Origin of the sequence: Burkholderia singularis (assembly GCF_001718875.1) — a bacterium.
GTDB lineage: Bacteria > Pseudomonadota > Gammaproteobacteria > Burkholderiales > Burkholderiaceae > Burkholderia > Burkholderia singularis.
Map to the genome: position 1 here is coordinate 3475225 of NZ_CP013448.1, position 22910 is coordinate 3498134.

Consider the following 22910-nt stretch of genomic DNA (forward strand, 5'->3'; position numbering starts at 1 on the left):
GGCAGGATGTCACGGCACCTGGTTGACGGGCGCGCATGCTGCGCGTCGAGCGCGCGCAGCATGCGCGCTATATACGTTCCAGTGTCGTCGTTCCGATGCGCACGGTCGGTGCGCTGCTTCGCACAAACCGCGGCGCGCCGACCTTCGTGCGCGCCGCGTATCGATGCATCAACGGTTGCGGGCAATCGACCAGAGCATGAACATCGATTGCGCGGTCGGCATGATTTCCGTCAGCACGCGGTTGAAGCGGGAGACGGGCGCCGTGCCGACATAGACGACGTCGAGCGGCTTCATGTCGAACTGCGTGGCAAGCATCATCGAATCCACTTGCGTCATGTCCAGGCGCAGCACTTCAGGCTTGTTGTATTCGGGCGCATAGCTGACCTTCTTCAAGCCCTCTTGCACCGTGCCTTGCGTGCCGTCCAACTGCGCAAGCGGCGGATTCGGATGACGGATCACCAGCACTTGCCGCGGATTGGCGTTCATCGTGTCGATGCTGCCTGCGGCCGCGAGCGCGTCGGCCAGCGACAGACGCCCTTGATTCATGAACACGGTCTGCGGCTTCGGCACTTCGCCGAACACGAACACGCGGTTCTGCGTGTGGTCCGGCACGTGGACGATGTCGCCCGACTGCAACGCGATGTTCTGCCGCAAATCGCCGCGATTCAAGATGTTGTTCACGTCGATCGTCATCACGCGATTGCCGCGCGTGACGAGCACGCGCTGCAGATCGGCGTCGGGGTTGCCGCCGCCCGCGCGATTGATCGCGTCGACGACGCGCAATGCCGAGCCCGTCAGCGACAGTTGCCCCGGATTCTTCACGTCGCCCGTCACCTGGATGCGCTGGCTGCGAAACTGCATCACGCGCACGTCGACTTGAGGATTCTTGATCTGCGAGCCGAGCCGGCGCGTCAGCAGCGCGGCGATCTGCTGAGTGCTCATTCCGTCGACGTGCACGCGGCCGAGCGTCGGGAAGAAGATCGTGCCGTTCGCGGCAACCCGCTGGCCGGACGTATCGACTTCGCCCTGGCCGTTGGTGCCCAGCGCGCTGATCTGCTGCGGCAGCACGCCGCCCAGTCCACCCGATGCCTGCAACGTGCCGATATCGACGAGCGGCGACATGTCGTTGCCCGCATTGCCGCTCGCGCCGCGCGTCAGCTCGGGGTGATCGTAGACGTAAATGCCGAGCACGTCGTCGGGCCCGACGCGGTAGTCGGCCGATTCGGCCGGCAATGCTTGCGTCGACAAGCTCGCTTGCTTGGTGACCGCATCGGCTTCGTCGGCCTGCTTGAGCGCGTAGATCAGTTGGGGAGTGATCAGCTTGACGTCGTAGACCGTCGTATCGGTCGGTGCGCCGAGATCGTCATGCATGCGCTTCGAATCGAGCGAAGGTCCCGGCGCAAGCGCGCAGCCCGACAAGGCTGCCGCTGCAATGGCGGCCGCCCACGTTAGGCGTTTCTTCAACATCTTGTAGTACTCCTTGTAGCGTGTGAAACGGGATAGCGGCGGCGCTCAGAATGCGTTACGTCCGACGAATCCCTTGACCAGCGTAATCATGATGATCTTGATATCGAACCAGAACGTCCAGTTTTGCACGTAGAACAGATCGAACTTCACGCGCGCGGCCATCTTCTCGACCTTGCGCGTCTCGCCGCGGTAGCCGTTCACCTGCGCCCAGCCGGTGATGCCGGGACGCACGCGGTAGCGCAGCATGTAGCCGTCGACAAGCTCCTTGTAAATATCGTCATGTTCGAGCGCGTGCGGGCGCGGCCCGACGATCGACATCTGGCCGAACAGCACGTTGAAGAACTGCGGCAGCTCGTCGAGCGACGTGCGGCGCAGGAACGCGCCAACCTTCGTGATCCGCGTGTCATTGCGCGAGGCCTGACGCACGACGCCCGTTTCCTCAGTATGCACACGCATCGAGCGGAACTTCAAGATTTCGAATTCACGACCGTCGACGCCCTTGCGCTTCTGGCGGAACAGCACCGGCCCGGGCGACGACAGCTTCACCGCAAGCGCGAGCACGCCGAGCACCGGCAGCAGCGGAATCAGCACGGCGGCGGCGAACAGGCGGTCGAACACGAGCTTCGGCCACAATTGCGGGACCGACAGCGGGCTCGTCGCCAGATTGATCGCCGGCAAACCGGCCACGTGGGTGACAGAACGGTTGAATGCCGTGAGCCCGCGCACATCGGGCAGAAAGCGCAGATTCACGAAATCGTGACGGAATTCGCGAACGATCCGCTGAATCTGCCGCTCATGCGACAGCGGCAACGCAAGCCAGATCTCGTCGATCGCGCCGGCGCGCACGCGGCGCTTAAGCTCGCGCAGATCCGAGACAACCGGCAAGCCGCCCACCTGCGGCTGCGCGGCGGCAGTGCGCTCGCTGCTTTCGTCGAACAAGCACACGGGCTCGTAGCTGTGCGACGGCGACGCGCGCAATTGTTCGAGCACGGCGCGGCCGTAGATCTCCGAGCCGACGATCGCGACCGCGCGCCGCTTGCTGCTCGAGCGGCGCATACGCGCGGCGATGCCGTGGATCGCCGCGCGGCCGATCAACAGCATCGCGCCGGACGCGACGATCGTGCGGCCAAGCCACTCGAACGACACGTCGGCGTCGCGGTGCAGCAACAGCGTAAATGTCGCCGCGATCACGCTGACCCCCAACCAGCCGAGCAGCGCGCGGGAATGCGAGGTCCGCTCGCGCATGCTGTCGTAGACGCCCAGCGCCGAGAAAATGATCAGCGTCAACGCGCACAGAAGCGCGACAACCGCACGCTGCATGTCGGAAACGTCGAGAATCCCGTGTTCATACAGCATTTGTGCCAGCAGTGCGCCTGCCGCCACCAGCACAACGTCCAGCAATCTGTTCAAAAATCCCCACATCGCCGTATCTCCGATTTCCTTCGTCAATCGCTTGCCTTTGTATGAGTTGTGCACTTCAGGCGGCCGAGCGGGCCAGCTCCGGGTAGCCTGCGACGCGCAGCGGGCGGCCTTCGGCCGGAATCGCGCGATCCGCGCTCTGCTTCGCGTCGGCTACCAGCCGATTGAATTCGGCGCGGATCATGCCGTAGCACTCGCACGCATGCGCTTCGAGACCTTGCCGGTCGAGCACGGTGATGTGGCCGCGGCGCTGACGAATCAGGCCCGCTTCCTGCAGCTTGCCGGCTGCCTCCGTGATGCCCTCGCGGCGCACGCCGAGCATGTTTGCGATCGTTTGCTGCGTGACCGCAAGCTCATCGCCTTCAACGCGGTCGTGCGCGAGCAGCAGCCAGCGGCTCAGTTGCTCGCTCACCGAGTGATGGCGATTGCAAAGCGCACTGCGGGCGATTTGCGCCATCGCCACGCGCCAGTAGCGCAGCATCAGTTGGAAGGTATCGACCGAGCGGTCGAATTCGCGCCGGAACACCTGGGTCGGCACACGGTACGCATAGCCGCCGCTGCGCACCTCGATGCGGCCCACCGTTGCGCCACAGCCGTAGTCAGCCAGCGACGACACGCCCACCGCTCCTTCGCTGCCCACCGCGGCCACCTCGACCATCGCGCCGTCCTCCATCAAGTACAGCACCGACATCATCGACGTGGTCGGGAAGTACAAATGACGCATCGGCTCGTCGGTTTCGCAGAGCAATTGGGCGCTCTTGATCTTCACGAGTTCGAGATGCGGTGCGAGCGCACGCAGGCTGTCGTCGGTTAGCGAGCCCAGCAGGGCGTTGGCGTAGAAACCATTTGTCTGATGAAGCATGTTCTGTGTCCTGGTTCGTCGGCGCCGATCGCTTATCACGGCGCGGGATTCCGCTCTGTCAAGACACGTTCACCGCGAGAATCAAACATCCTCGTAATCGTGTCGGCGGCCTTTTGGTCGTCCTCATGCACAAAAGCATTTGCCCTCTGTGCGGGGCGCACCGACTCTCTAGCGATTACCGTGCCAATTGCCGCAAACCTTTAATACATAAAGAGTCGGCTCACGCGTTGCCGCGCCAGGCATTTCCCGAAAACCAAAACCGTCTCATTACCGGACACTTTGATACAGCTTGCGCGACACCCTATGTCACATCTAACACTTTCGGAATATCTTAGGGTCATCCCGCATCAGGCTATTTTCCCATCAAACCCAATACCATATAGACATTAACAGTTATCGATGAAATTGTATGACCATAGTGAAACCGAGAAACGGCAGAGTGTATTCACATTCTTAAAACTGTCTCACGGATGAGTCATCCGGCACATTTGACACTTTGTGATATAACGCACATTTCTCATGTAACCATTTGATTTTTAAGCGTTTAACAGAGATTCAAAAACCTCACCAGACCATTCTATTACCAATCGGTAAAAGTTGGCGAATACCTAAATCGAGCAAATCATTACTTCTCACACGGAACCAATTTCGCCGTTTACATTAAAATTATTTAACGTTTTACATCGCGCTTAATTAGATGTTGAATATATTTATTAATGCACTTCGAACGTCAAAGTTTGTGAGATGGGCAGCAAAGTCGCTTCATCAAAATGGTTACGTGATAACCTTAAATCCGGGTTTTCAATGTAAAGCCTAATTGACAAATTACTAACCGGACTTGCTTAATCGTGCCAGTTCGGTTGCATGTGGCGCCCGGCGACAGCCCGCGCCGTTGCTCCGGATCGTGAATCCGGTAAGGAAGCTTCCCGTGACACACCGCGAATTCAAAGAGCCGCTCGCCCGATCCGGCGGCGTCATGATCGAACTGCCGCACCGCACCGACGCGAACCGTTTCATCGCGTCGCTCGATGCGGCCGAGCGCGCCGCGCTCGCGAGCCACATGCAGCTCGTGCACGTCAAGTCCGGCCAGGTGCTCTGCGAGCCGGGCAAGCCGCTCGAGCACGTCTACCTGCCGGTCACGACCGTCATCTCGATTCAGTATGCGTCGTCCGACGGAATGACGCTTGAAATCGCAGAGATCGGCAACGAAGGCATCGTGAGCCCGCAACTCGTCGGCAGCGACAGTGCGATTCCGTGCCGCGTGCTCACCTGCCGCGACGGCTTCGCATATCGCCTCAGCCCGCGTGTGCTGTCGAACCTGCTGGAGGAATCGGCACAGGTTCGTCAAACGGTGTTTCGCTATACCTATTTGCTGATGACGCAAGCCAAGCAGATTTCGTTCTGCAGCCGGCATCACGTATTGAAGAACCAGCTTTGCCGCTGGTTCCTGCTCGCATACGATCGTTCGCGCAGCGTCGAGATCCAGGTCACGCACAGCATGCTTGCACAGATGCTCGGCGTGCGCCGCGAGACGGTAACCGATGCGGCGGGCGAAATCCAGAAGATGGGTCTCATCCGACAATACCGCAGCTCGATCATTCTCGCTGATCTGCCGGGCCTCGAAGCACAGTCGTGCGGATGCCACGCGATCATTCGCGATGAAATGAAAAAGATCCTGTCGGCCCCGGCCGGCACGACAACCGAACTGCGCAGTTGAAACGGAACGCGCGCCGGATATTTATCTCGGCGCGCGCGTCTCGGACATCGGCATCATGCACTGGATGCAACGGTTTGTCCCGCAATTGAGACACAACCTTTCTGTTCTATTTAGTCGGTTAGGTTCCGAACAGAACCTGCGCACCTCCAATGGTCTACTTTAACCAGTCATACGCCGAGCGGGACGCCATTCGCGTCACTGCCGGGACGGGGATTTTCATGCAAGCCGGAGCCAATAGATGAAAAACGAATTAAGAACAATCATCAAGGACGTCGCACACCTTGAGACGTCGATCGATCACATCGCCGATAGCGATGATCTGTATGAAGCAGGCCTGTCGTCGCTGAACACGATTCAGCTGATGCTCGCGATCGAAAAGCATTTCAACATCGAAATTGCCGACGAGATGCTGAACCGCCAGCTGTTTCAAAGCATCGACTCGCTTGCGAGCGCGATCACGCAATTGAAGCGTGCTGCGCATTCAGCATGAAGCGCTTCGATGCCGAAACCGGCAACGTGCGCGCTACCGTAGTCGGCTCCTTGCTCGTGGATGATCAAGCCTTGAACGAAGCAGCTCGCCGCGTTGCGCAAGTCGCCGCACGTTTCGCCGACGCAGTGGATCGCGATGCGCGCTTTCCCACCGAAGCCATCGATGCGATGCGCGAAGAACATCTGCTCGGCGCGCTCGTACCCGTCGAGCTGGGCGGCCGCGGTGCGTCGCTCGCCGCTGTCGCCGGCGCCTGCCAAATCATCGGGCAGGCATGCTCGTCGGCCGGGATGATCTATGCGATGCATCAGACCCAAGTGGCCAGCATCATCGATCATGCGCTGTCCCACGATTGGCATCGCAACTTCGCCATGCAACTCGCGCAGCGCGAATGGCTGCTCGCGTCGGCCACGTCCGAAGAGGAAGTGGGCGGCAATCTGCGCAACAGCCGTTGCGCGGTCGAGGCCAAGGACAACACGTTCACGCTGTCGAAGCTTGCGCCGACGATCTCGTATGGCGCGCATGCCGACGCGATCCTGGTGACCGCGCGGCGCGATAAGGATGCACCGGCCGCCGAACAGGTGCTGGTCACGCTGCCCAAGGAAAACGTCACGCTCACGCGGCGCAGCGGCTGGGATACGTTCGGCATGCGCGGCACGTGCAGCGAAGGTTTCGCGCTCGACGCGCGCGGCCAGTGCGAACAGATTCTGCCCGTGCCGTTCGCGCAGATTGCCGAGCGCAGCATGGTGCCCACGTCGCACATCCTCTGGTCGGCCGTGTGGACCGGCATCGCGACCGATGCCTTTCTGCGCGCGCACCAGTTCTTCCGCGCGCAAATGCAAAAACAGGGTGGCGCACTGCCGCCGTCCGGCCGCCGGATTGCCGAAGCGCTCGCGCTGCTGCAATCGATGCAAGCGCGCATCGAAGCCGCGTTGCGCACGTATGGCCAGGGTGCGGCGCGCACGTGGTCCGCATCGATGGCTCAGGCAGCGGAGATCAACACGCTGAAGACCTACGTGTCGACCACCGCGCTCGAAGTCGTCAAGCACGCGATGATGATTTGCGGCATGGCTTCGTACAAAAACGGCACGCCTTATACGCTCGGCCGGCACATTCGCGATTTGCACTCCGCGCCGCTGATGATCAGCAACGACCGCATCGAAGCGAATACGGCCAACCTTCTGCTCGCGTTGCGCTCCGCAACGCTGGAGAGAGAGATTTGAACAATCTGACCATTCCGTCGGGGCGCACGGTTGACTCAGCGCAAGCGCCCCTCGATCGCAGCGGCGAAAACGCGCTGCGCGACGCGCTCGTCGAAGCGGGGCTCTTGATACCGACCGGCATTCAAGGGCTCTTCGGCCGCAGCGAGCGCTTCGAGCGCGTCGTCGAAGCCCTCGATGCCTACATCACGCGCGAAGGCGCGGATCAGCAAGCGGAAGTGCTGCGCTTTCCGCCCGCAATGAGCCGCCCCGAATTCGAGCGCAGCGAGTATCTGAAGAGCTTCCCGCAACTGGCCGGCACCGTGCATAGCTTCTGCGGCGGCGAGCGCGAGCATCAGCGCGTGCTGCAATGTCTCGATCGCGGCGAAGACTGGACCGAAGACCAAAAACCGACCTACGTCGTGATGACGCCGGCCGCCTGCTACCCGGTCTACCCTGTGATCGCACAGCGTGGCGCGCTGCCTGCCGACGGCCGGATCGTCGACGCATTCTCGTATTGCTTCCGCCACGAGCCGTCGCTCGATCCCACGCGCATGCAGTTGTTCCGGATGCGCGAATATATCCGCATCGGCACGCCCGAGCAGATTCTCGCGTTCCGCCAAAATTGGATCGAACGCGGCACGCGGATGATCGATGCGCTGCAATTGCCCAACAGTATCGATCTCGCGAACGATCCGTTCTTCGGCCGCGGCGGCAAGATCGTCGCGAGCAGCCAGCGTGAACAGAACCTGAAGTTCGAATTGCTGGTTCCGATCGAATACGACGAACGCCTGACCGCATGCCTGAGCTTCAACTACCACATGGACCATTTCGGCCTGCTGTGGGGAATCAAGACGGCCGATGCCGCTGTCGCGCACACGGGTTGCGTCGGCTTCGGCCTCGAGCGTCTGACGCTCGGACTGTTCCGGCATCATGGTTTTGATCTCGACGCGTGGCCGCAAGCGGTACGCGACGTGCTGTGGAGGCAATGATGAGCGCGATTCTGATCGATTCGCCCACTGTCAACAACACTCCGCTCGAGCGGATCTTCGCCGGTCTGCGTCATCGCGCGCACCACTACCGGCCGCACGCGCTGCACGGGCCGCAAATGGTCTGGAAGCAGACCAACTGCTATGTCGACATGTGGATCGAGGTACTCAGCTGGTGGGGCTTCAATCCGTATGCAGCGCTGCCGTTCACGATCGCGCTCGACTTCGAAGGCGACCAGTTCACGTTCTTCAAGTTTCCGCACGATGATCTCGAGAAGCTGTACGGTATCGTCGTGCAGGAACACGCGATCTTCGAATCCGTCGACGTGCATATCGAGAACCAGGTCGCGCGCGGCCACCTCATGATGGTCGAGGTCGACGCGTGGTATCTGCCGGATACGCGCGGCACCAGCTATCACGCGCAGCACACGAAGACGACGATCGGCATCGACGCGATCGACCGCGAGCAACGCCGCATCGGCTATTTCCACAATAGCGGCTACTACATCGCCGAAGGCGACGATTACGACGGTTTGTTCGGCACGCATTCGCCGACGCAACTGATGCCGTATGCCGAATGCGCGAAGCGTCAGTTCAAGGCGCTCGACGAGCGCGACCTGTGCGACGCATCGCTCGCGCTGCTCGCGCGTCACCTGAAGCGGCGGCCCAAGGCAAATCCGATCACGGCGTTCCGTCATCAGCTCGCGCGTGACTCGAAAGCGCTCGCATCGCGTTCGTTCTCGTACTTCCATGCGTACTCGTTCAACACGCTGCGGCAGCTCGGCGCCAATTTCGAGCTGTTCGGCCGCTATCTGCGCTGGCTCGAGGCAAGCGGCTGCCACGGCGCGTTCGACAAGCTCGTCGCGTCGTGCGACGCGATCGCCTCCGAAGCGATGGTGCTCGAGTTCCGCCTTGCGCGCGCCAGCGCCAAAGGTGTGGAGGAGCGAGGCGAAAGCAGCCTCGACGTGATCGAGCACGCCTATACGTCGTTGCTCGACGGCGTCGAGCAAATCACGCCGGTCAGCCAAACCGAGTCCAACGCACGGTTTAGCAAGCTGTACATGCCGGCGAGATCTACGTCGATCAGCAGATGAAACACGAGGCGGACCGCGGCACGCCTGGCGTTGCCGCTTGGATGCTGGCGGCCACGCCAGCAGGAGCGCTCGCCCGGCCGGGCGAACTCCCCGAAACCGGCTGGTGCGACGCGCCCGTGCCTGGCACCGTCGCACAAGCGCTCGCCGCCGCGCACCGCTTCGACCCCGCCCAGCCGTATCCGCTGGGCGACAACGATTATTGGTATCGGACGACGCTCGTCGGCACCGGCCGGCGCATCGTGCGTTTTCACGGTCTCGCGACAATCGCCGAGGTCTGGCTCGACGACACGCTGCTGTTCTGCTCAGACAATATGTACGTGTCGCACGACGTCGAGCTGACACTGGCCGGCGAACACCGGCTGTCGATCTGCTTTCGCTCGCTCGACCGGCATCTTGCCGCCCATCCGCTGCGGGGCCGCGCGCGCTGGCGCACGCGCCTCGTCGATACGCCCGCGCTGCGCGGCGTGCGCACGACCTTCCTCGGCCGGATGCCGGGCTGGTTTCCGTCGATCGAGCCGATCGGCCCGTGGCGCGACATCGAGATTCTCGAGCCGGACAGTGCGCCGGTGATCGCGCATCACGCGCTGCGCACCACGCTCGACGGCCGCGACGGCGTGCTCGACGCGACGATCAGGCTCGCTGCGCCGCTGGCCGGCGGCACTCCCATACGGCTGGTCTGCGGCGCGCACTCGGCGCCGTTCACGTCGACCAATGCGGGCACACTGCGCGCGACGCTCAGGATTGCCGACGTCGAGCCGTGGTGGCCGCATACGCACGGCCAGCCGGCGCTGTACGACATTGCCGTCGCGATCGGCGACACGACGACGCTCCCGCTCGGCCGCACGGGCTTTCGCGCGATCGCGCTCGAGCGCGGCGACGACGGCGCGGGCTTTGCGCTGTCGATCAACGGCACGCCGATCCATGCGCGCGGCGCATGCTGGACGAGCCTCGATCCGCTGCGCCTGCACGCCGATGCGCCCGCCTACCGCCGTGCGCTGACGCTCGCGCGCGACGCAGGCTTCAACATGATCCGCGTCGGCGGCACGATGACCTACGAAGCCGATGCGTTCTACGCGCTGTGCGACGAGCTGGGCATCCTCGTCTGGCAGGATTTCATGTTGGCGAACTTCGACTATCCGTCGGCCGATACGCGCTTTATCGAATCGCTCACCTGCGAGGCGACGCAGTTTCTCGACCGGCACGCGGCACGGCCATCGATCGCCGTGCTGTGCGGCGGCAGCGAAATCGCGCAGCAAGCGGCGATGGTCGGGCTCGCGCCCGACGAACGCCGCCTGCCCATCGCCGATCATCTGCTCGCCGAGCTTTGCGCGCGCCATCGCCCGGACGCGATCTACGTGCCCGGTTCGCCGCACGGCGGCGTGCTGCCGTTCGCGCCGCGCGAAGGCATCACGCATTATTACGGCGTCGGCGCGTACCTGCGCCCGCCCGAGGACGCGCGCCGCGCGAACGTGCGCTTCGCGAGCGAATGCCTTGCATTCGCCAACGTGCCATGCGATGCGACGCTTGCCGCAATCGGCTCGCCCGCGCCGCACGAGCCGCGCTGGAAACGCGCCGTGCCGCGCGATCCCGGCGCGTCGTGGGATTTCGACGACGTGCGCGACCACTATCTGCGCACGTTGTACGGCGTGGAGCCCGCGCGGCTGCGCACCGTCGACCTGGCCCGCTATCTGACGCTGTCTCGCGCGGTGGTCGCCGATCTGATCGGCGAGACGCTCGCCGAATGGCGGCGCGCCGGCTCGTCATGCGCAGGCGCGCTCGTCTGGCAATTCCAGGACGTGATGCCCGGCGCAGGCTGGGGCCTCGTCGACGCATACGGCCGGCCGAAATCGGCTTGGCACGCGTTCAAGCGCACGTCGCAGCCGCGGCAGATTCTGCTGACCGACGAAGGGCTCAACGGCCTCGACGTGCATGTGCTCAACGATGCACCGTCGCCGCTCGACGCGCGCATCGAGCTGCTCGCGCTGCGCAACGGCAAGACGCCTATCGTGCGCGCGCACTGGACGTTGCGCGTCGACGCGCATGCCGGCACGAGCCTGAACTCGGCTGAGATGCTGGGCCGCTTTTTCGATTTCACCTATGCGTACCGCTTCGGCCCGCGCGAACACGATGTCACGATCGCGTCGTTGTATGCGCTCGACGGCACGCTGTTGTCGCAGGCGTTTCATTTCCCCGAGCGCTCCGCGCCCAGCGTGTTCGAGCGCGGCGATATCGGGCTGGACGCGCGCGTCGCTCATCGTGACGGCCGCTGGCAGCTCGACGTGCACACACACGGCTTTGCGCGCTATGTGCATGTGTGTGCGCCTGGACTGCTGCCCGCCGACGACTGGTTCCATCTCGCGCCGGGTGCCACCGCGCGGATCGAACTCGACGCCGATCCGCTCTCGCCCGTTGCGCCCAACCTCGATCTCGCTTCCCAAGCTGGCCAGGCCAACCCGCCGTTGATCGAAGTACATGCGTTGAACTCCAACAAAATCGTTCGCCCGAGGATAGAAAATTGAAACCGGTTCGATTTGATCAATGCTTAGGATGGCTTCACGAGGGGCGCTCGCAGCGCGGTGTCGTCCTCTGCGAAGCGCTCGGACACGAAGCGATGTGGACCCACAAGGTCATCCGGGCACTGGCCGAGCGCCTTGCCGCGGACGGCATGTGGGTGCTGCGCTTTCACTATCCGAGCGCGGGCGACTCGGCGGGCGATGATCTGGCGTCGGGGCGCCTGCAGGCAAGCGTCGCAAGCGTGCAGCGCGCGGTGGCGGTGCTGCGCGAGCATGCGCCGGTCGATGAGGTGACGCTCGTCGGCGTGCGCGCGGGCGCCGCGTTCGCGATGCTTGCGCTCACGGGCGACGATGCGCCGGCCGTCGACACGTTCGTCGCGCTCGCGCCCGTCGTGCGCGGCCGGGCTTATTTGCGCGAGCTGTCGATGGTGCAAAAGCGCTGGCTCGATACGACGCCGCCCGCGATTCGCGAGCAGCATCATGAAGAGCCCTGGCTCAATATCCTCGGCCACCGCTATCCGGCCGACCTGGTCGCGGCGCTCAAGACCGTCGACCTGGGTGACGCAGTCGCCCGGATATCTGCGCCGCCGCGCGCCGCGCTGCTCGTCGATACCGACTACGGCGACAGCGCCGCGCTCGGCGATGCGCTGACAGCGCGGGGCGTGCCGACCGACATCGTGCCGTTTCCCGATTGGCCGACCGTATTGCAAGAGGGCGTGCGCTCGCGCCTGCCGCACACGGTGCTCGATTCGGTCGCGCGCTGGATCGGCCGCAACGGCGGCCGCGCCGCCCAGGAAATCGGACAACCGATCGCCCGTCGCGCCGAACATACGTTCGATACCGACGCGCCCGTTCGCTTCGCGTTCAACGGTATCACGGAGACGCTCGTTCGCGTCGGCGAAAAGCAACTCGTCGGCACGTTGTGCGAGCCGGCGACGCCCGCGCGCGCCAGCGCGCCGTGCGTGTTGATCTCGAACACGTCGGCCAACCCGCGCAGCGCCGACGGCCGCATCGGCGTGCGTCTCGCGCGCGCGCTCGCGCAGCAGGGCATCGCGTCGTTGCGCATCGATGTCGAAGGCATCGGCGACAGCGGCGCGCATGCGCCAGACGATCAGTCGAAAGTGGTGTTCTCGGATCAGGCGGTCTCGGACGTCACGATGTCCGCCGATTGGCTGGCTGCGCGCTGCGGCCGGCAAGTGGTCGCATTCGGCGTATGCTCGGGCGCTTACTTGTCGATCCACGCGGCCGCGCACGCGCAATCGGTCAGTGGCGTGATCGCGATCAACCTGCCGCGTTTCATCTGGCCGCGCGGGCTGACGGTGCTCGAAGCGCGCAAGCAGCAAACGAATTCCACGCGCGGCTACCTCGCGTCGTTGCGCGATTGGAGCAAATGGCGCCGGCTGCTGCGCGAGGGGCGCGATCTTCGTCCGGTGCTGAATGCGCTGCAACGCCATCTGACGGCACGCGTGAAAGCGCCGGCCGCCCAGATCGCCGAACGTTTGGGCTGGCAGCCCAAGCGCGGTACGCCGCGCGCGCTGATGAACACGCTCGCCGAGCGCAACGTGCGCTCGATGCTCGTGTACGGAGAATTCGATCCGGGCGTGGACGAACTGACCCGCAGCTTCGGCTCGCTGCGCAGCGCGTTCAAAGGCTCGCCGCTGGTGCAAGTCGAGACGATTCGCCTGCTCGACCATTCGGTTTACGGAACCTATGCGGCCGATACCGTCATCTCGATTTGCGTCGATACATTGATCGGCTGGGGCGGTAAAACGCCGGGGCCGCGATTGCACGCGCGTCGCAGCGGCAAGCTGCAAAATGAAACGCCGCAACGCGCGGCCGATGCAGCGGCCGCGTCCTGACGCAGGCCAAGCACGGGATTTGACGGAGAGTAGGATTCGACGACGGCGCGCACGGCCGGCTTGCCCGGACCGCTGCGCGCGAAGCGCGGGTCAGCTCGAGGACGCGACGGCGCTGCGCGGCCGCTCGATGCCGTAAGCCTCCATCCATCGATAGAGGGTCGCACGCGAGATGCCAAGCTCGCGCGCGGTGCCGGCAAGACGCCCGCGATTACGCAGCAACGCAAGCTCGATCACTTCGCGCTCGATCGATTTGCGAATCGCCGCGACCGACAGCGGCGCAACCTCGATGCAATGATCGAGTTCCAGATCATGAGCGGTAATGAGCCGTCCTTCCGCCATCACGAGCGCACGGCGCACGCGATTGATCAGCTCGCGCACATTGCCCGGCCAATCGTGCTTGTACAGCGCGGATACCGCGTCGGTTGAAAACCCGCGCACGCGGTGCCGGGCATCCGCGCGAAAACGCTCGAGCATGTGACGCGCGAGCAGCTCGATGTCCTTGCCCCGCGCGCGCAGCGGCGGCTGCTCGACTCGCAGCACGCACAGCCGGTGGTACAAGTCCGGCCGAAAACGGCCGTCGTTCATCGCACCTCGCAAATCGACGTGCGTTGCCGACACGATGCGCACGTCGACCGGCACCGGATCGCTGCCGCCCAGCCGATGAATCGTGCGCTCCTGCAAAAATCGCAGCAAACTCGCCTGGCTTTCGAGCGGCAGATCGCCGATTTCGTCGAGCAGCAGCGTGCCGCCGTTTGCCGCCTCGACATGACCGATCTTGCGCGTGCTCGCGCCAGTGAACGCACCGCGCTCGTAGCCGAACAATTCGGACTGCAATAGATGCGGGGGAATCGCACCACAATTGACCGCGACGAACGGTCCAGCACGACGCGCCGAATGCTGATGGATCGCGGCCGCCGTCAGTTCCTTGCCGGTGCCCGTCTCGCCCGATACCAGCACGGGCGCGTCGGTGCGCGCGATCCGGCGCACCGCATCGAACAGTTGGAGCATCGCATCGCACGTGCCGACCATGCCTTGATCGGCGGACGCGATCGGCGCCGTGCTGGGCGCGAACAGGCACTCCATCCCATACGCATGGCCGACCGCATCCGCAATACGCTGATGCGACGCCGGCAGCGTAATGTAGTCGAAGCAATAGTCCCGCAGCAGCGTGCGCACATCGGGCAACGCGGCCTGATGCGACTCCACGAGCGCCACCCATGCAACATTGCGCACCGACGAGCAAACGGCCGCGACCTCCACCATCTCGTCAATCGACACCGCGCTCAAATCGAGAATGCCGCCCGTGACTTCGCCGGCCGTCGTGCGGACTTGATTCGCGCTCGTGACCAGGCTTACCTGCCAGTCACGGCGCGAGAGTTCCTTGCGCAGCAGCGTCGAAGGCTGATGCGTCCAGTAAATCAGCGGACGTTGTCGGAGAGATCTCGTGGAGAGACCCCCGATGATCGCGCTAGCCGTCATTGGTGCCTCCGATTAATGAGCAATCTTATGGTCCCATAAACCCGATCATTGGCGCTATCTGCCGGCAAACCTGCGCGGACGATGCCGTGCGCGTGCGGCCAGCACCGCGCGTCGCATCTGCCTGCATGCGCCCGTTCGGGTCATACGGGAGCGTACCTCGGGTGTCTCGGTGATCTCTGTATGAAGATGCGATTTAGCAAAGGAAGCCGCGACGGAGCATACCGGCCGCGCTTTTCGCGTGCACCCCGCCGGGCAAGCGGCGGCGGCATCGAGCTTGTCAATCGGTAGCCGCGAAACGCGTTGGATAGCCCCGTCACCGGGCCCGCTAAACTCGTTCGGGCAGCTTGCGCGCCACACCGCTGCGCAAGCTTCGGCACCTCGCTTTCAAAGTAACTTTAAAGCGTCATACTGATAAAACCGAATGTCGAAGTTACTCTACCATTCACGCCCATTTGCGTTTGAATTCAAACGTTAATTTGACCATCGTTGACCATTGAACAGGCGGTTGCACAAGCCAAGGTTAAGCATTTTCCGAGTTATTCGGACATTGGTGTGATGCCGAACCGTAATGTTTGTGTATGAATGAAACATGAGGATTGCGCCGGACTCGCGGCACGCGGAGTCGAGTTATCTAGACAAGATGGCTATCTCATCGGGCGGCCGTCATGCTTGCGCGTCGGCACGCGCGGCGAGCCAGCCTCGGCCCCATTGCGCAACCTTGGGCGCGGCGTGCGAAATCCAGGTACTGAATGGCACGCTACGCCCATAGAACAACATCGCAATAATACATGCTACGACAACGAATGCAGCGGTAAAACGCGTCACGCCGGCCGTGGATTCACTCGTCCCTGGCATGCGCGGGCCGGTGGGTTGCAGCGCCCCGTGCCCGGTGCGAGCAGGTCTGCCGCCCGTGCACTCGCCGGCACGGTACCGTGAATACGGCAGCGCATGCGCCTACCCTCCATCCGGGCAAAATTTCCGACCACGAATGAAAACCGAGTACGACCCGCGACACACCGATTGAAAACGCAAATGTAAGCCCGGCTATGATCGCAAATCGCAGGTCCATTTTCCCGCGTGCGCAGACGGGCGCAACGCGTGGATAAACCGACGCGCTGAGCATCGTATCGCCGCTGATGCCGACGTATCGCCATGCGGCAATGCCGATTCCCCATCCCGAATAAACAAATTTCGTCAGAGCAACCAAACCGACGCCGCCCGCAAAACTCAACACTCAGTACAGCGGGGCGCGGCGGTATCCGGCGCCGCAAACCAAGCGAGCACTGCCATCGCAAGCGGCCCGGTGATGAACGAATCGCCGAAAAGGGTCAGTAAAAAAACATACGCATTGCACGAAAGGCGACAAACGTGCGCGCTCAACTGCGCGCAAACGTTTCGTGCGTGGCAGCGTCGTTTTCCGGCGCAGGTGCGGCTGCGGACTCCCCGGCTACATCGTCCGCGTCATGTTGCGCGGCGCGCACGCCAGCTTGCCCGGCAGCGGCAGGCGCAGCACTTGCGCCCGGCGCCACGCGCAATTCCGCCTGCAACGCAGCGTAGCCTTCGAGCGCGAAACGCGAAAACGCGTCGCGAAAGTGCTGCGCACTGAAGCGCTGCGCATTCTCGCGGCAGGCGCGCGAATCGAACGTGCCGGCCGGCATTGCATCGAACCGATCGAGTGCGTCGATCAACGATTCACACGTTTGCTCCGCATAGAACAGTCCCGTCGGCGCCGGCCCCGTCGCACGCACCGATTCGCACACGCCGCCCTTGCCGTATGCAATCACCGGCGTACCGCACGCCTGAGCCTCGACGGGCGAGATGCCGAAATCCTCTTCGGCCGCGAACACGAATGCCTTCGCGCGCTGCAAATGATCGTGCAGCACGTCGAACGGCTGATAACCGAGCAACGTGACGTTCGGGCCCGCGAGCGCGCGGATCTTGTCGGCTTCCGGTCCGTCACCGATTACGACGAGCTTTCGCGAAGGTGTGCGCGAAAACGCCTCGACGATCAAATCGATGCGCTTGTATGGCACGAGACGCGATGCGGTCAGGTAGAAATCGTCCTTCTTATCGCACAGCGCGAGATGATCGACATCCACCGGCGGATAGATGACGGTGGCATCACGCCGGTAGGTTTTGCGAATGCGTCGGGCGACGAAACGCGAATTCGCGGCAATCAGATCGACACCGTTCGCGGAACGCGCATCCCAGTTGCGGATGTAATGCAGCAATACGCGCGCGAGCCCCGATTTCAAGCCGCGTGCGAGCCCCGCCTCGTTCAGATATTGATGTTGCAGATCCCATGCGTAACGCACGGGCGAGTGCACATAGCTCACATGCAATTGATCCGGCCCGTTCAACACGCCCTTTGCGACCGCATACGAACTCGAGATGATCAAGTCGTAACCGGATAAATCGAATTGCTCAATGGCGAGTGGGAAAAGCGGCAAATAGTTGCGATAACGCTTGCGCGCGAAAGGCAGTTTCTGAATAAACGACGTGTGCACCGGACGCCCGCGCAAGCACGTGCGATCCTCCAAGAAATCGACGAGGCTGTAGATATCGGCTTGCGGAAAGCAGTCGATCATTTGTGCGAGCACGCGCTCCGCACCGCCATGCACCACCAGCCAGTCGTGAACGATTGCGACCTTCACGCAGGGAATCCTTTTTGATATTCGCGCGAACATGTCGGATGGAGCGGCAATTACGCCGGATTACGCGTGTCGTGCGCGAAATGACGACACGAGGCCATTCAAGATGAGCCGCATTATCGAAACACGCCCGGACACCCTCTGTACGGCATCGCACCATAACGCCGGATTTGACATGTGCTGACATCCTTTCGACAGCGCTTTTCGCTTGTCACGAGCACGGTACGCTCGCGAACAGAACAGCAAGGTGTCCGCTCGTATCGTGGCGACCATGAAACACTGTCTGATTCATCCGGCACTATCGGATTCATTCAGTTAAGTGATTAACGAAATTTAACGAAATTCTCGCGCGACGCCCGCGCCATAAAGCAACGAGGAACCTAATCATGGACTGGACATGCAGCGAATTCAGGCATCTGAATTCGAATGAGCTTTACATGATCCTGCGCGCACGCAACGCGGTCCTGGTCGTTGAAGAAGCGCACTCGCATCTCGATATAGATGGTAAGGACACCTTTGCGATCCATGTTTTCGCCATCGATAAAAATGGCGAGCAAGCATCGATTGCCGCCTATGCGCGTCTTCTGCCAGGCGATGAAATCGATCCCGAAACGACGATCGACAAGATCCTGACGAGCACCGCGCATCGCGACGACAACACCATCGACGCGCTGATCGAGCACGCGCTCGCCGCCGCGTATGCACGCTGGCCCGACGCGCCCGTGCGCGTTCAGGCACCCGTTCATCACGAGGCGTTCTACAACCGTTTCGGCTTCCGCAAGGTCGATGGTCCGTTCCTCGAGCATGGCGTGCCGTACATGGGCCTGCAGCGCGCGGCGCAACGTCCGTCCAACACGACACGCAATCTGCTCAACCTCGTCGGCGCGGCGTCGTCCGATGCGTCGCATGCCGACGACGAAACCGTAACCAAAGGCGAGCGCTATGCCTTCGCCGCCCGACTTTCCGCCGATTCCGGGGCGAACCGATGACCGAACAGACCACGACTCAATCCTCCGCCGGCACGTCGCACGACACGCTGCCTCACATCCTGCCCGTCATTCTCGCCGGCGGCTCCGGCACGCGTCTCTGGCCGCTGTCACGCGAGCATCATCCGAAGCAGCTCATCGACCTGATCGCCGACGAATCGCCGCTGTCCGCGACCGCCCGCCGGTTGAGCGGCATTGCGAACGCCAAGCTCGCCGATACGCTGCTGCTCGTGTGCGGCGAACAGCATCGCTTCACGAGCGCCGCGCAAGTCCGCGCGCGCGGCTTGAAAACGCGCATCGTGCTCGAGCCGAGCGCGCGCAACACGGCGCCCGCGCTCACGCTTGCCGCGCTCGCCGCGCTCGAACATCACGGCGACCTCGTGCTGGCGGCAATGCCAGCCGATCACGCGGTCTCCGATACGCGCGCGTTCCAGGAAGCAATCGCGCAAGCCGCGCGCTACGCGCAGGACGGCGCGATCGTCACGCTCGGCGTGCTGCCGCGCCGCGCGGAAACCGGCTACGGCTACATCAAGGTCGGCGCGCCGCTCGCGGATTCGCAGGGTGTCGAAGGCGGACACGCGATCGACAGCTTTGTCGAGAAACCGCACCAGGAACTCGCGCAGCAATATCTGCAATCCGGCGACTATTGGTGGAATAGCGGCATCTTCGTCGTGCGTGCGTCGACGTGGCTCACTGCGATCCGCGCGCTGCGCCCGAAGATTTACGAAGCGTGCGAAGCCGCGTGGAAGAAAGGCGTGACGGACGGTGAGTTCGTCAAGATCGATGCGGCCGCGTTCGACGCGTGCCCGTCCGATTCAATCGACTACGCGGTGATGGAGCGGCTGTCCGGCTCGCACGAACTCGGTATTCTGGGCGTGATCGTGCCGCTAACGGCGGGCTGGTCCGACGTCGGCTCGTGGGACGCAATTTGGGAACTGATGCCCAAGGACGAGGCCGGCAACGTCGCGCGCGGCGAAGTTCTGTTCGAAGGCACCGAAGACAGCTTCGCACGCTCGGAAGGCCGCCTCGTTGCGTGCGTCGGGCTCAAGGACGTGGTGGTCGTCGAAACGCCGGATGCCGTGCTCGTCGCGAACAAACATCGCGTACAGGACGTGAAGACCGTGGTGGCGCGGCTGAAGTCCGGACAAAGCGAACAGGTGCGCGATCACCGCAAGGTGCAGCGCCCGTGGGGCTACTACGATTCGATCGACCGCGGCGAACGCTTTCAGGTCAAGCGCATCGTCGTCGATCCGGGCAAGCAATTGTCGCTGCAGATGCACTATCATCGTGCAGAGCACTGGATTGTCGTGAGCGGCACCGCGAAGGTCACGCGCGGCGAAAAAACCTTTCTGCTGAGCGAGAACGAATCGACGTATATCGAAGTCGGCGAGGTCCACCGGCTTGAAAATCCGGGCAAGGTTCCCCTCGAGATCATCGAAGTCCAGTCAGGCAATTATCTCGGCGAGGACGACATTGTCCGTTTTGACGATCGCTACGGCCGCGCCGGCGCGCAACAGCCGCCCGTTCCGACCGAATCCGCCCGGCCCGCCGAATCCGCGCGCGCGCCCGATACCCAATGAATGAACGCGCGGCTCGCCGCGCCTTTCGTATGAAAGTACTCGTCATCAATGATTTCGGCCGCAAGGGCGGCGCAGAAGAGGTGTATCGGACCTCGGTCGACGTGTTGCGCGCGCAACCCGGCGTGGAGGTCGCGACCTTCGACGAACACGCTTTCGACAGCGGCTCGGGCGGTACGTCTCGCGCATGGAACGCGGCGGCCGCGCGCGCGCTCGCAGCGGTGATCGAACGCGAGGCGCCGCAGCGCATCCTCGTGCACAACTATCACAACCTGCTGTCGCCCTCGATCGTGCCCGTTCTCGCGCGCTACAAGCGGCGCTCCGGTTGCCGCGTGTTTCTCACGTGCCACGATTACCACCTGGTTTTCTACAATCCGAATCTTCTGACCTATCCGGGCGGCCGCCCCACGCCGTTGCCGCTCGCCACGCTCGCGCGCGGCGCGCGGTTCTTCGAGCGTTCGAGCCCGCGCGGCGCGCTGCACGACGCAATCAAGAAGTTGCACTGGCATGCGGTCGACGCGCTCGTGAATCCGGCCGACGTGTTCGACCTGCTGCTCTGCCCAAGCCCGTACATGCGCGACGCGCTCGCGCAGCGCGGCCTGACGCGCACCGCGCTGCTGCACAATCCGGTCAGCACCGCGCTGACGCCGCAGGAGCCCAAGTGCGTCGAGCGCGAGAAACTCGATCTCGCGTTCGTCGGCCGTATCGACCCCGAAAAAGGGCTCGACGAATTCCTCGCGCTCGCGCGCGATACGCATTTCGACCAGATCGCGAGCGTGACCGTCTATGGAGACGGCAGCCAACGCCCGGCGCTCGAACAAAAGTATGCAGACCTGATTGCCGCCAAGCAGCTTCGCTTCGCCGGCCGGCTCGATCACGCGCAACTCTTCGTCGCCTTACGCGAACATGACGCGCTGTTGCTGCCGTCAGTCTGGGCCGAGAATGCGCCGCTCGTGATCGTCGAAGCCGCGATGATCGGGCTGCCGGTGCTCGTTCATGACGTCGGCAGCTTGTCGAGTTTCGGTAACGAAATCGGCAACAAATTCCGCTACACTGGCAACGCCGCGAGCCTCGCGGCCGCGCTCGGCGCGCTGCGCGCGCATCTGCGCGAGCCGCAGCGCCGCTACGACTGGTCGCATTACACTCGGCAGCACTACGCCGAGCGTCTCGCCGCGCTGCTGCAGCTAAGCGCCGACAAAGCACAGGAACTAGCACCGCAATGCGACTGATCGTTCCGTTTCATCCCGTCGCGCACGCTGCGTGCGTGCGCGATCCGATGTCGCCCCGGTGCGACGTGAAAGGCTAGCATGACGACCGTTCGCAAGAATTTTCTGCTGCTGATGACGCTGCAGATTTCGACCTATGTCGTGCCACTCGTCACGCTGCCGCTGCTCACACGCGTGCTCGGGCCTGACGGATACGGGCAATTGTCGTTCGTGCTGGCCGTCATCACGTACTTCATCAACTTCACGAACTACAGCTTCGATCTGACCGCGACGCCGCGCGTCGCGCTCGCGCGCGACGACATCAAGGAGCGCTCGAAGATCTTCTGGGCGACCTTCGCCGCGCAAGCCGCGATCACCGTCGCCGGCTTTGCCATCCTGCTCGCGCTGACGTTCGTGATCGCACGTTTCGCGCTCGATCGCACACTGCTCATCATCGGCTTCGGAATGACGCTCGGTGCCGCACTCACGCCGGGCTGGTACTTCCAGGGCATTCAGAAACTGCGCATTTACAGCACGACGCTCTTCATCTGCCGCGCGCTCAGCGTGCCCGCGATGTTCCTGCTCGTGCGCTCGCCCGCCGACCTGATCGCGGCCGTCGCGGTCAACGCGGCCGTCCCGCTCATCTGCGGCGTGCTCGTGTTCGGCTATCTGATCGTCAAGCGCGAAGTGGTGCCCGCGCGCATCGGCCTGTCCGACATCGTCGCATCGCTCAAAGGCGGCTGGCAGGTGTTTCTCGCCTCGACGTCGATCGCGTTCTACGCGTCGACGAACACCGTGCTGCTCGGCTTCGTATCGGGCAACGTCGCGGCCGGTTACTTCGCCGCCGGCGACAAGCTGATCCGCTCGGCGATCAGCCTGCTGCAGCCGCTGAAGGCAGCCGCGTATCCGCACGTCAGCTACCTGATGCACCATGCGCGTGAAGATGCGATGTCGTTCCTGCGCAAGCTGCTCGTCGTGCAAGGCGCAATGGTGCTCACGATCTCGCTGTCGATCTTCGCGCTCGCGCCGCTCGCCGTGCACATCCTGTATGGCCCCACCTACGAGCCCACCATTGGCGTGTTGCGCTGCATGGCGTTCATTCCGTTCATGGCCGGCATGACCGATCTGTTCGGCGTGCAGACTATGCTGCCGCTCGGCATGAAAAGCGCATTCAGCCGCATTCTGATTTCATCCGGCATCCTGAACGTCGCGCTGCTGCCGCTGCTCGCGAAATTCTTCGCCGAGCAAGGCGCGGCCGCCGCGGTGCTGATCGCGGAAACGGCAGTCGCGGCCGCGCTCGCCTACGTGCTGTACCGGCGCCGCGTGTCGCTGTTCGCCCGCCCCGCGACGCGGCCCGCCGCCGGGCCCGCCGCTGACTGACGGCGCAGCTCAACAGCTGCGCCCGC

The 22910-nt window shown here is 63.2% G+C and carries 17 protein-coding genes; 11 read left to right on the forward strand and 6 right to left on the reverse strand.

Annotation, left to right across the window (positions count from 1 at the left end; translation table 11 throughout):
• Positions 1-168: 168 nt before the first annotated feature.
• Genes AQ611_RS15345 through AQ611_RS15355 form a run of 3 tightly spaced genes read right to left on the reverse strand, consistent with a single transcriptional unit; the run spans position 169 to position 3748 of the window.
• On the reverse strand, positions 169-1464 hold the full coding sequence (locus tag AQ611_RS15345; protein ID WP_069235343.1) for a polysaccharide biosynthesis/export family protein: 1296 nt from the start codon (positions 1462-1464) through the stop codon (positions 169-171).
• Positions 1465-1512: 48 nt separating this feature from the next.
• On the reverse strand, positions 1513-2889 hold the full coding sequence (locus tag AQ611_RS15350; protein WP_069234990.1) for an undecaprenyl-phosphate glucose phosphotransferase: 1377 nt from the start codon (positions 2887-2889) through the stop codon (positions 1513-1515).
• Between the two features lie 55 nt (positions 2890-2944).
• Positions 2945-3748, reverse strand: coding sequence for a Crp/Fnr family transcriptional regulator (locus AQ611_RS15355; protein ID WP_059517856.1), 804 nt, complete (start codon positions 3746-3748; stop codon positions 2945-2947).
• A gap of 928 nt (positions 3749-4676) precedes the next feature.
• On the opposite strand from AQ611_RS15355, the gene AQ611_RS15360 reads away from it, so the two are divergent.
• The 7 genes from AQ611_RS15360 to AQ611_RS15390 all read left to right on the forward strand — a co-directional run bounded on the left by AQ611_RS15360 (position 4677) and on the right by AQ611_RS15390 (position 13606).
• Positions 4677-5465 carry a Crp/Fnr family transcriptional regulator gene (locus AQ611_RS15360; protein WP_059517854.1) on the forward strand — a complete coding sequence of 263 codons (789 nt, stop codon included), beginning with the start codon at positions 4677-4679 and terminating at the stop codon, positions 5463-5465.
• Positions 5466-5703: 238 nt separating this feature from the next.
• A complete protein-coding gene (locus AQ611_RS15365) occupies positions 5704-5955 on the forward strand; it encodes an acyl carrier protein (protein ID WP_059517852.1) in 252 nt (83 codons plus the stop codon).
• The gene (locus tag AQ611_RS15370; protein WP_059517850.1) at positions 5952-7175 is read left to right on the forward strand and encodes an acyl-CoA dehydrogenase family protein; all 1224 of its coding nucleotides are present in this window, start codon (positions 5952-5954) and stop codon (positions 7173-7175) included. Before AQ611_RS15365 ends, AQ611_RS15370 begins: the two co-directional genes overlap by 4 nt.
• Positions 7172-8143, forward strand: a complete 972-nt coding sequence (locus AQ611_RS15375; protein ID WP_059517848.1) for an amino acid--[acyl-carrier-protein] ligase — start codon at positions 7172-7174, stop codon at positions 8141-8143. The genes AQ611_RS15370 and AQ611_RS15375 overlap by 4 nt, the downstream gene beginning before the upstream one ends.
• The gene (locus AQ611_RS15380; protein WP_059518045.1) at positions 8143-9234 is read left to right on the forward strand and encodes a DUF1839 family protein; all 1092 of its coding nucleotides are present in this window, start codon (positions 8143-8145) and stop codon (positions 9232-9234) included. The genes AQ611_RS15375 and AQ611_RS15380 overlap by 1 nt, the downstream gene beginning before the upstream one ends.
• On the forward strand, positions 9231-11753 hold the full coding sequence (locus AQ611_RS15385; protein WP_069234991.1) for a glycoside hydrolase family 2 protein: 2523 nt from the start codon (positions 9231-9233) through the stop codon (positions 11751-11753). The genes AQ611_RS15380 and AQ611_RS15385 overlap by 4 nt, the downstream gene beginning before the upstream one ends.
• Complete coding sequence (locus AQ611_RS15390) at positions 11750-13606, forward strand: serine aminopeptidase domain-containing protein (RefSeq protein ID WP_059517844.1); 1857 nt, start codon at positions 11750-11752, stop codon at positions 13604-13606. Before AQ611_RS15385 ends, AQ611_RS15390 begins: the two co-directional genes overlap by 4 nt.
• A gap of 90 nt (positions 13607-13696) precedes the next feature.
• Here the strand turns inward: AQ611_RS15390 and AQ611_RS15395 are convergent, their stop codons facing one another.
• The 3 genes from AQ611_RS15395 to AQ611_RS15405 form a co-directional block, all read right to left on the reverse strand.
• Positions 13697-15085, reverse strand: a complete 1389-nt coding sequence (locus AQ611_RS15395; RefSeq protein ID WP_069234992.1) for a sigma-54 dependent transcriptional regulator — start codon at positions 15083-15085, stop codon at positions 13697-13699.
• An 838-nt stretch (positions 15086-15923) separates the two neighbouring features.
• Complete coding sequence (locus tag AQ611_RS26740; RefSeq protein ID WP_374755091.1) at positions 15924-16208, reverse strand: phosphatase PAP2 family protein; 285 nt, start codon at positions 16206-16208, stop codon at positions 15924-15926.
• Between the two features lie 253 nt (positions 16209-16461).
• Positions 16462-17739, reverse strand: coding sequence for a glycosyltransferase family 4 protein (locus tag AQ611_RS15405; protein ID WP_069234993.1), 1278 nt, complete (start codon positions 17737-17739; stop codon positions 16462-16464).
• Between the two features lie 383 nt (positions 17740-18122).
• On the opposite strand from AQ611_RS15405, the gene AQ611_RS15410 reads away from it, so the two are divergent.
• The 4 genes from AQ611_RS15410 to AQ611_RS15425 all read left to right on the forward strand — a co-directional run bounded on the left by AQ611_RS15410 (position 18123) and on the right by AQ611_RS15425 (position 22884).
• Entirely contained in the window at positions 18123-18725 is a 603-nt protein-coding gene (locus tag AQ611_RS15410; protein WP_069234994.1) for a GNAT family N-acetyltransferase, read from the forward strand.
• On the forward strand, positions 18722-20302 hold the full coding sequence (locus tag AQ611_RS15415) for a mannose-1-phosphate guanylyltransferase/mannose-6-phosphate isomerase (RefSeq protein ID WP_069234995.1): 1581 nt from the start codon (positions 18722-18724) through the stop codon (positions 20300-20302). Before AQ611_RS15410 ends, AQ611_RS15415 begins: the two co-directional genes overlap by 4 nt.
• Before the next feature lie 29 nt (positions 20303-20331).
• The gene (locus AQ611_RS15420; protein WP_069234996.1) at positions 20332-21528 is read left to right on the forward strand and encodes a glycosyltransferase family 4 protein; all 1197 of its coding nucleotides are present in this window, start codon (positions 20332-20334) and stop codon (positions 21526-21528) included.
• Between the two features lie 78 nt (positions 21529-21606).
• Positions 21607-22884 carry a flippase gene (locus tag AQ611_RS15425; RefSeq protein WP_069234997.1) on the forward strand — a complete coding sequence of 426 codons (1278 nt, stop codon included), beginning with the start codon at positions 21607-21609 and terminating at the stop codon, positions 22882-22884.
• The last annotated feature ends 26 nt before the right edge of the window (positions 22885-22910 follow it).

What these genes read in the sequence shown, in the direction of transcription:
- AQ611_RS15350 (WP_069234990.1), bottom strand. Translation starts at nt 2,889, where the DNA reads ATGTGGGGATTTTTGAACAGATTGCTGGACGTTGTGCTGGTGGCGGCA.
- AQ611_RS15355 (WP_059517856.1), bottom strand. Translation starts at nt 3,748, where the DNA reads ATGCTTCATCAGACAAATGGTTTCTACGCCAACGCCCTGCTGGGCTCG.
- AQ611_RS15365 (WP_059517852.1), top strand. Translation starts at nt 5,704, where the DNA reads ATGAAAAACGAATTAAGAACAATCATCAAGGACGTCGCACACCTTGAG.
- AQ611_RS15370 (WP_059517850.1), top strand. Translation starts at nt 5,952, where the DNA reads ATGAAGCGCTTCGATGCCGAAACCGGCAACGTGCGCGCTACCGTAGTC.
- AQ611_RS15380 (WP_059518045.1), top strand. Translation starts at nt 8,143, where the DNA reads ATGAGCGCGATTCTGATCGATTCGCCCACTGTCAACAACACTCCGCTC.
- AQ611_RS15385 (WP_069234991.1), top strand. Translation starts at nt 9,231, where the DNA reads ATGAAACACGAGGCGGACCGCGGCACGCCTGGCGTTGCCGCTTGGATG.
- AQ611_RS15395 (WP_069234992.1), bottom strand. Translation starts at nt 15,085, where the DNA reads ATGACGGCTAGCGCGATCATCGGGGGTCTCTCCACGAGATCTCTCCGA.
- AQ611_RS26740 (WP_374755091.1), bottom strand. Translation starts at nt 16,208, where the DNA reads ATGCTCAGCGCGTCGGTTTATCCACGCGTTGCGCCCGTCTGCGCACGC.
- AQ611_RS15410 (WP_069234994.1), top strand. Translation starts at nt 18,123, where the DNA reads ATGGACTGGACATGCAGCGAATTCAGGCATCTGAATTCGAATGAGCTT.
- AQ611_RS15415 (WP_069234995.1), top strand. Translation starts at nt 18,722, where the DNA reads ATGACCGAACAGACCACGACTCAATCCTCCGCCGGCACGTCGCACGAC.
- AQ611_RS15420 (WP_069234996.1), top strand. Translation starts at nt 20,332, where the DNA reads ATGAAAGTACTCGTCATCAATGATTTCGGCCGCAAGGGCGGCGCAGAA.
- AQ611_RS15425 (WP_069234997.1), top strand. Translation starts at nt 21,607, where the DNA reads ATGACGACCGTTCGCAAGAATTTTCTGCTGCTGATGACGCTGCAGATT.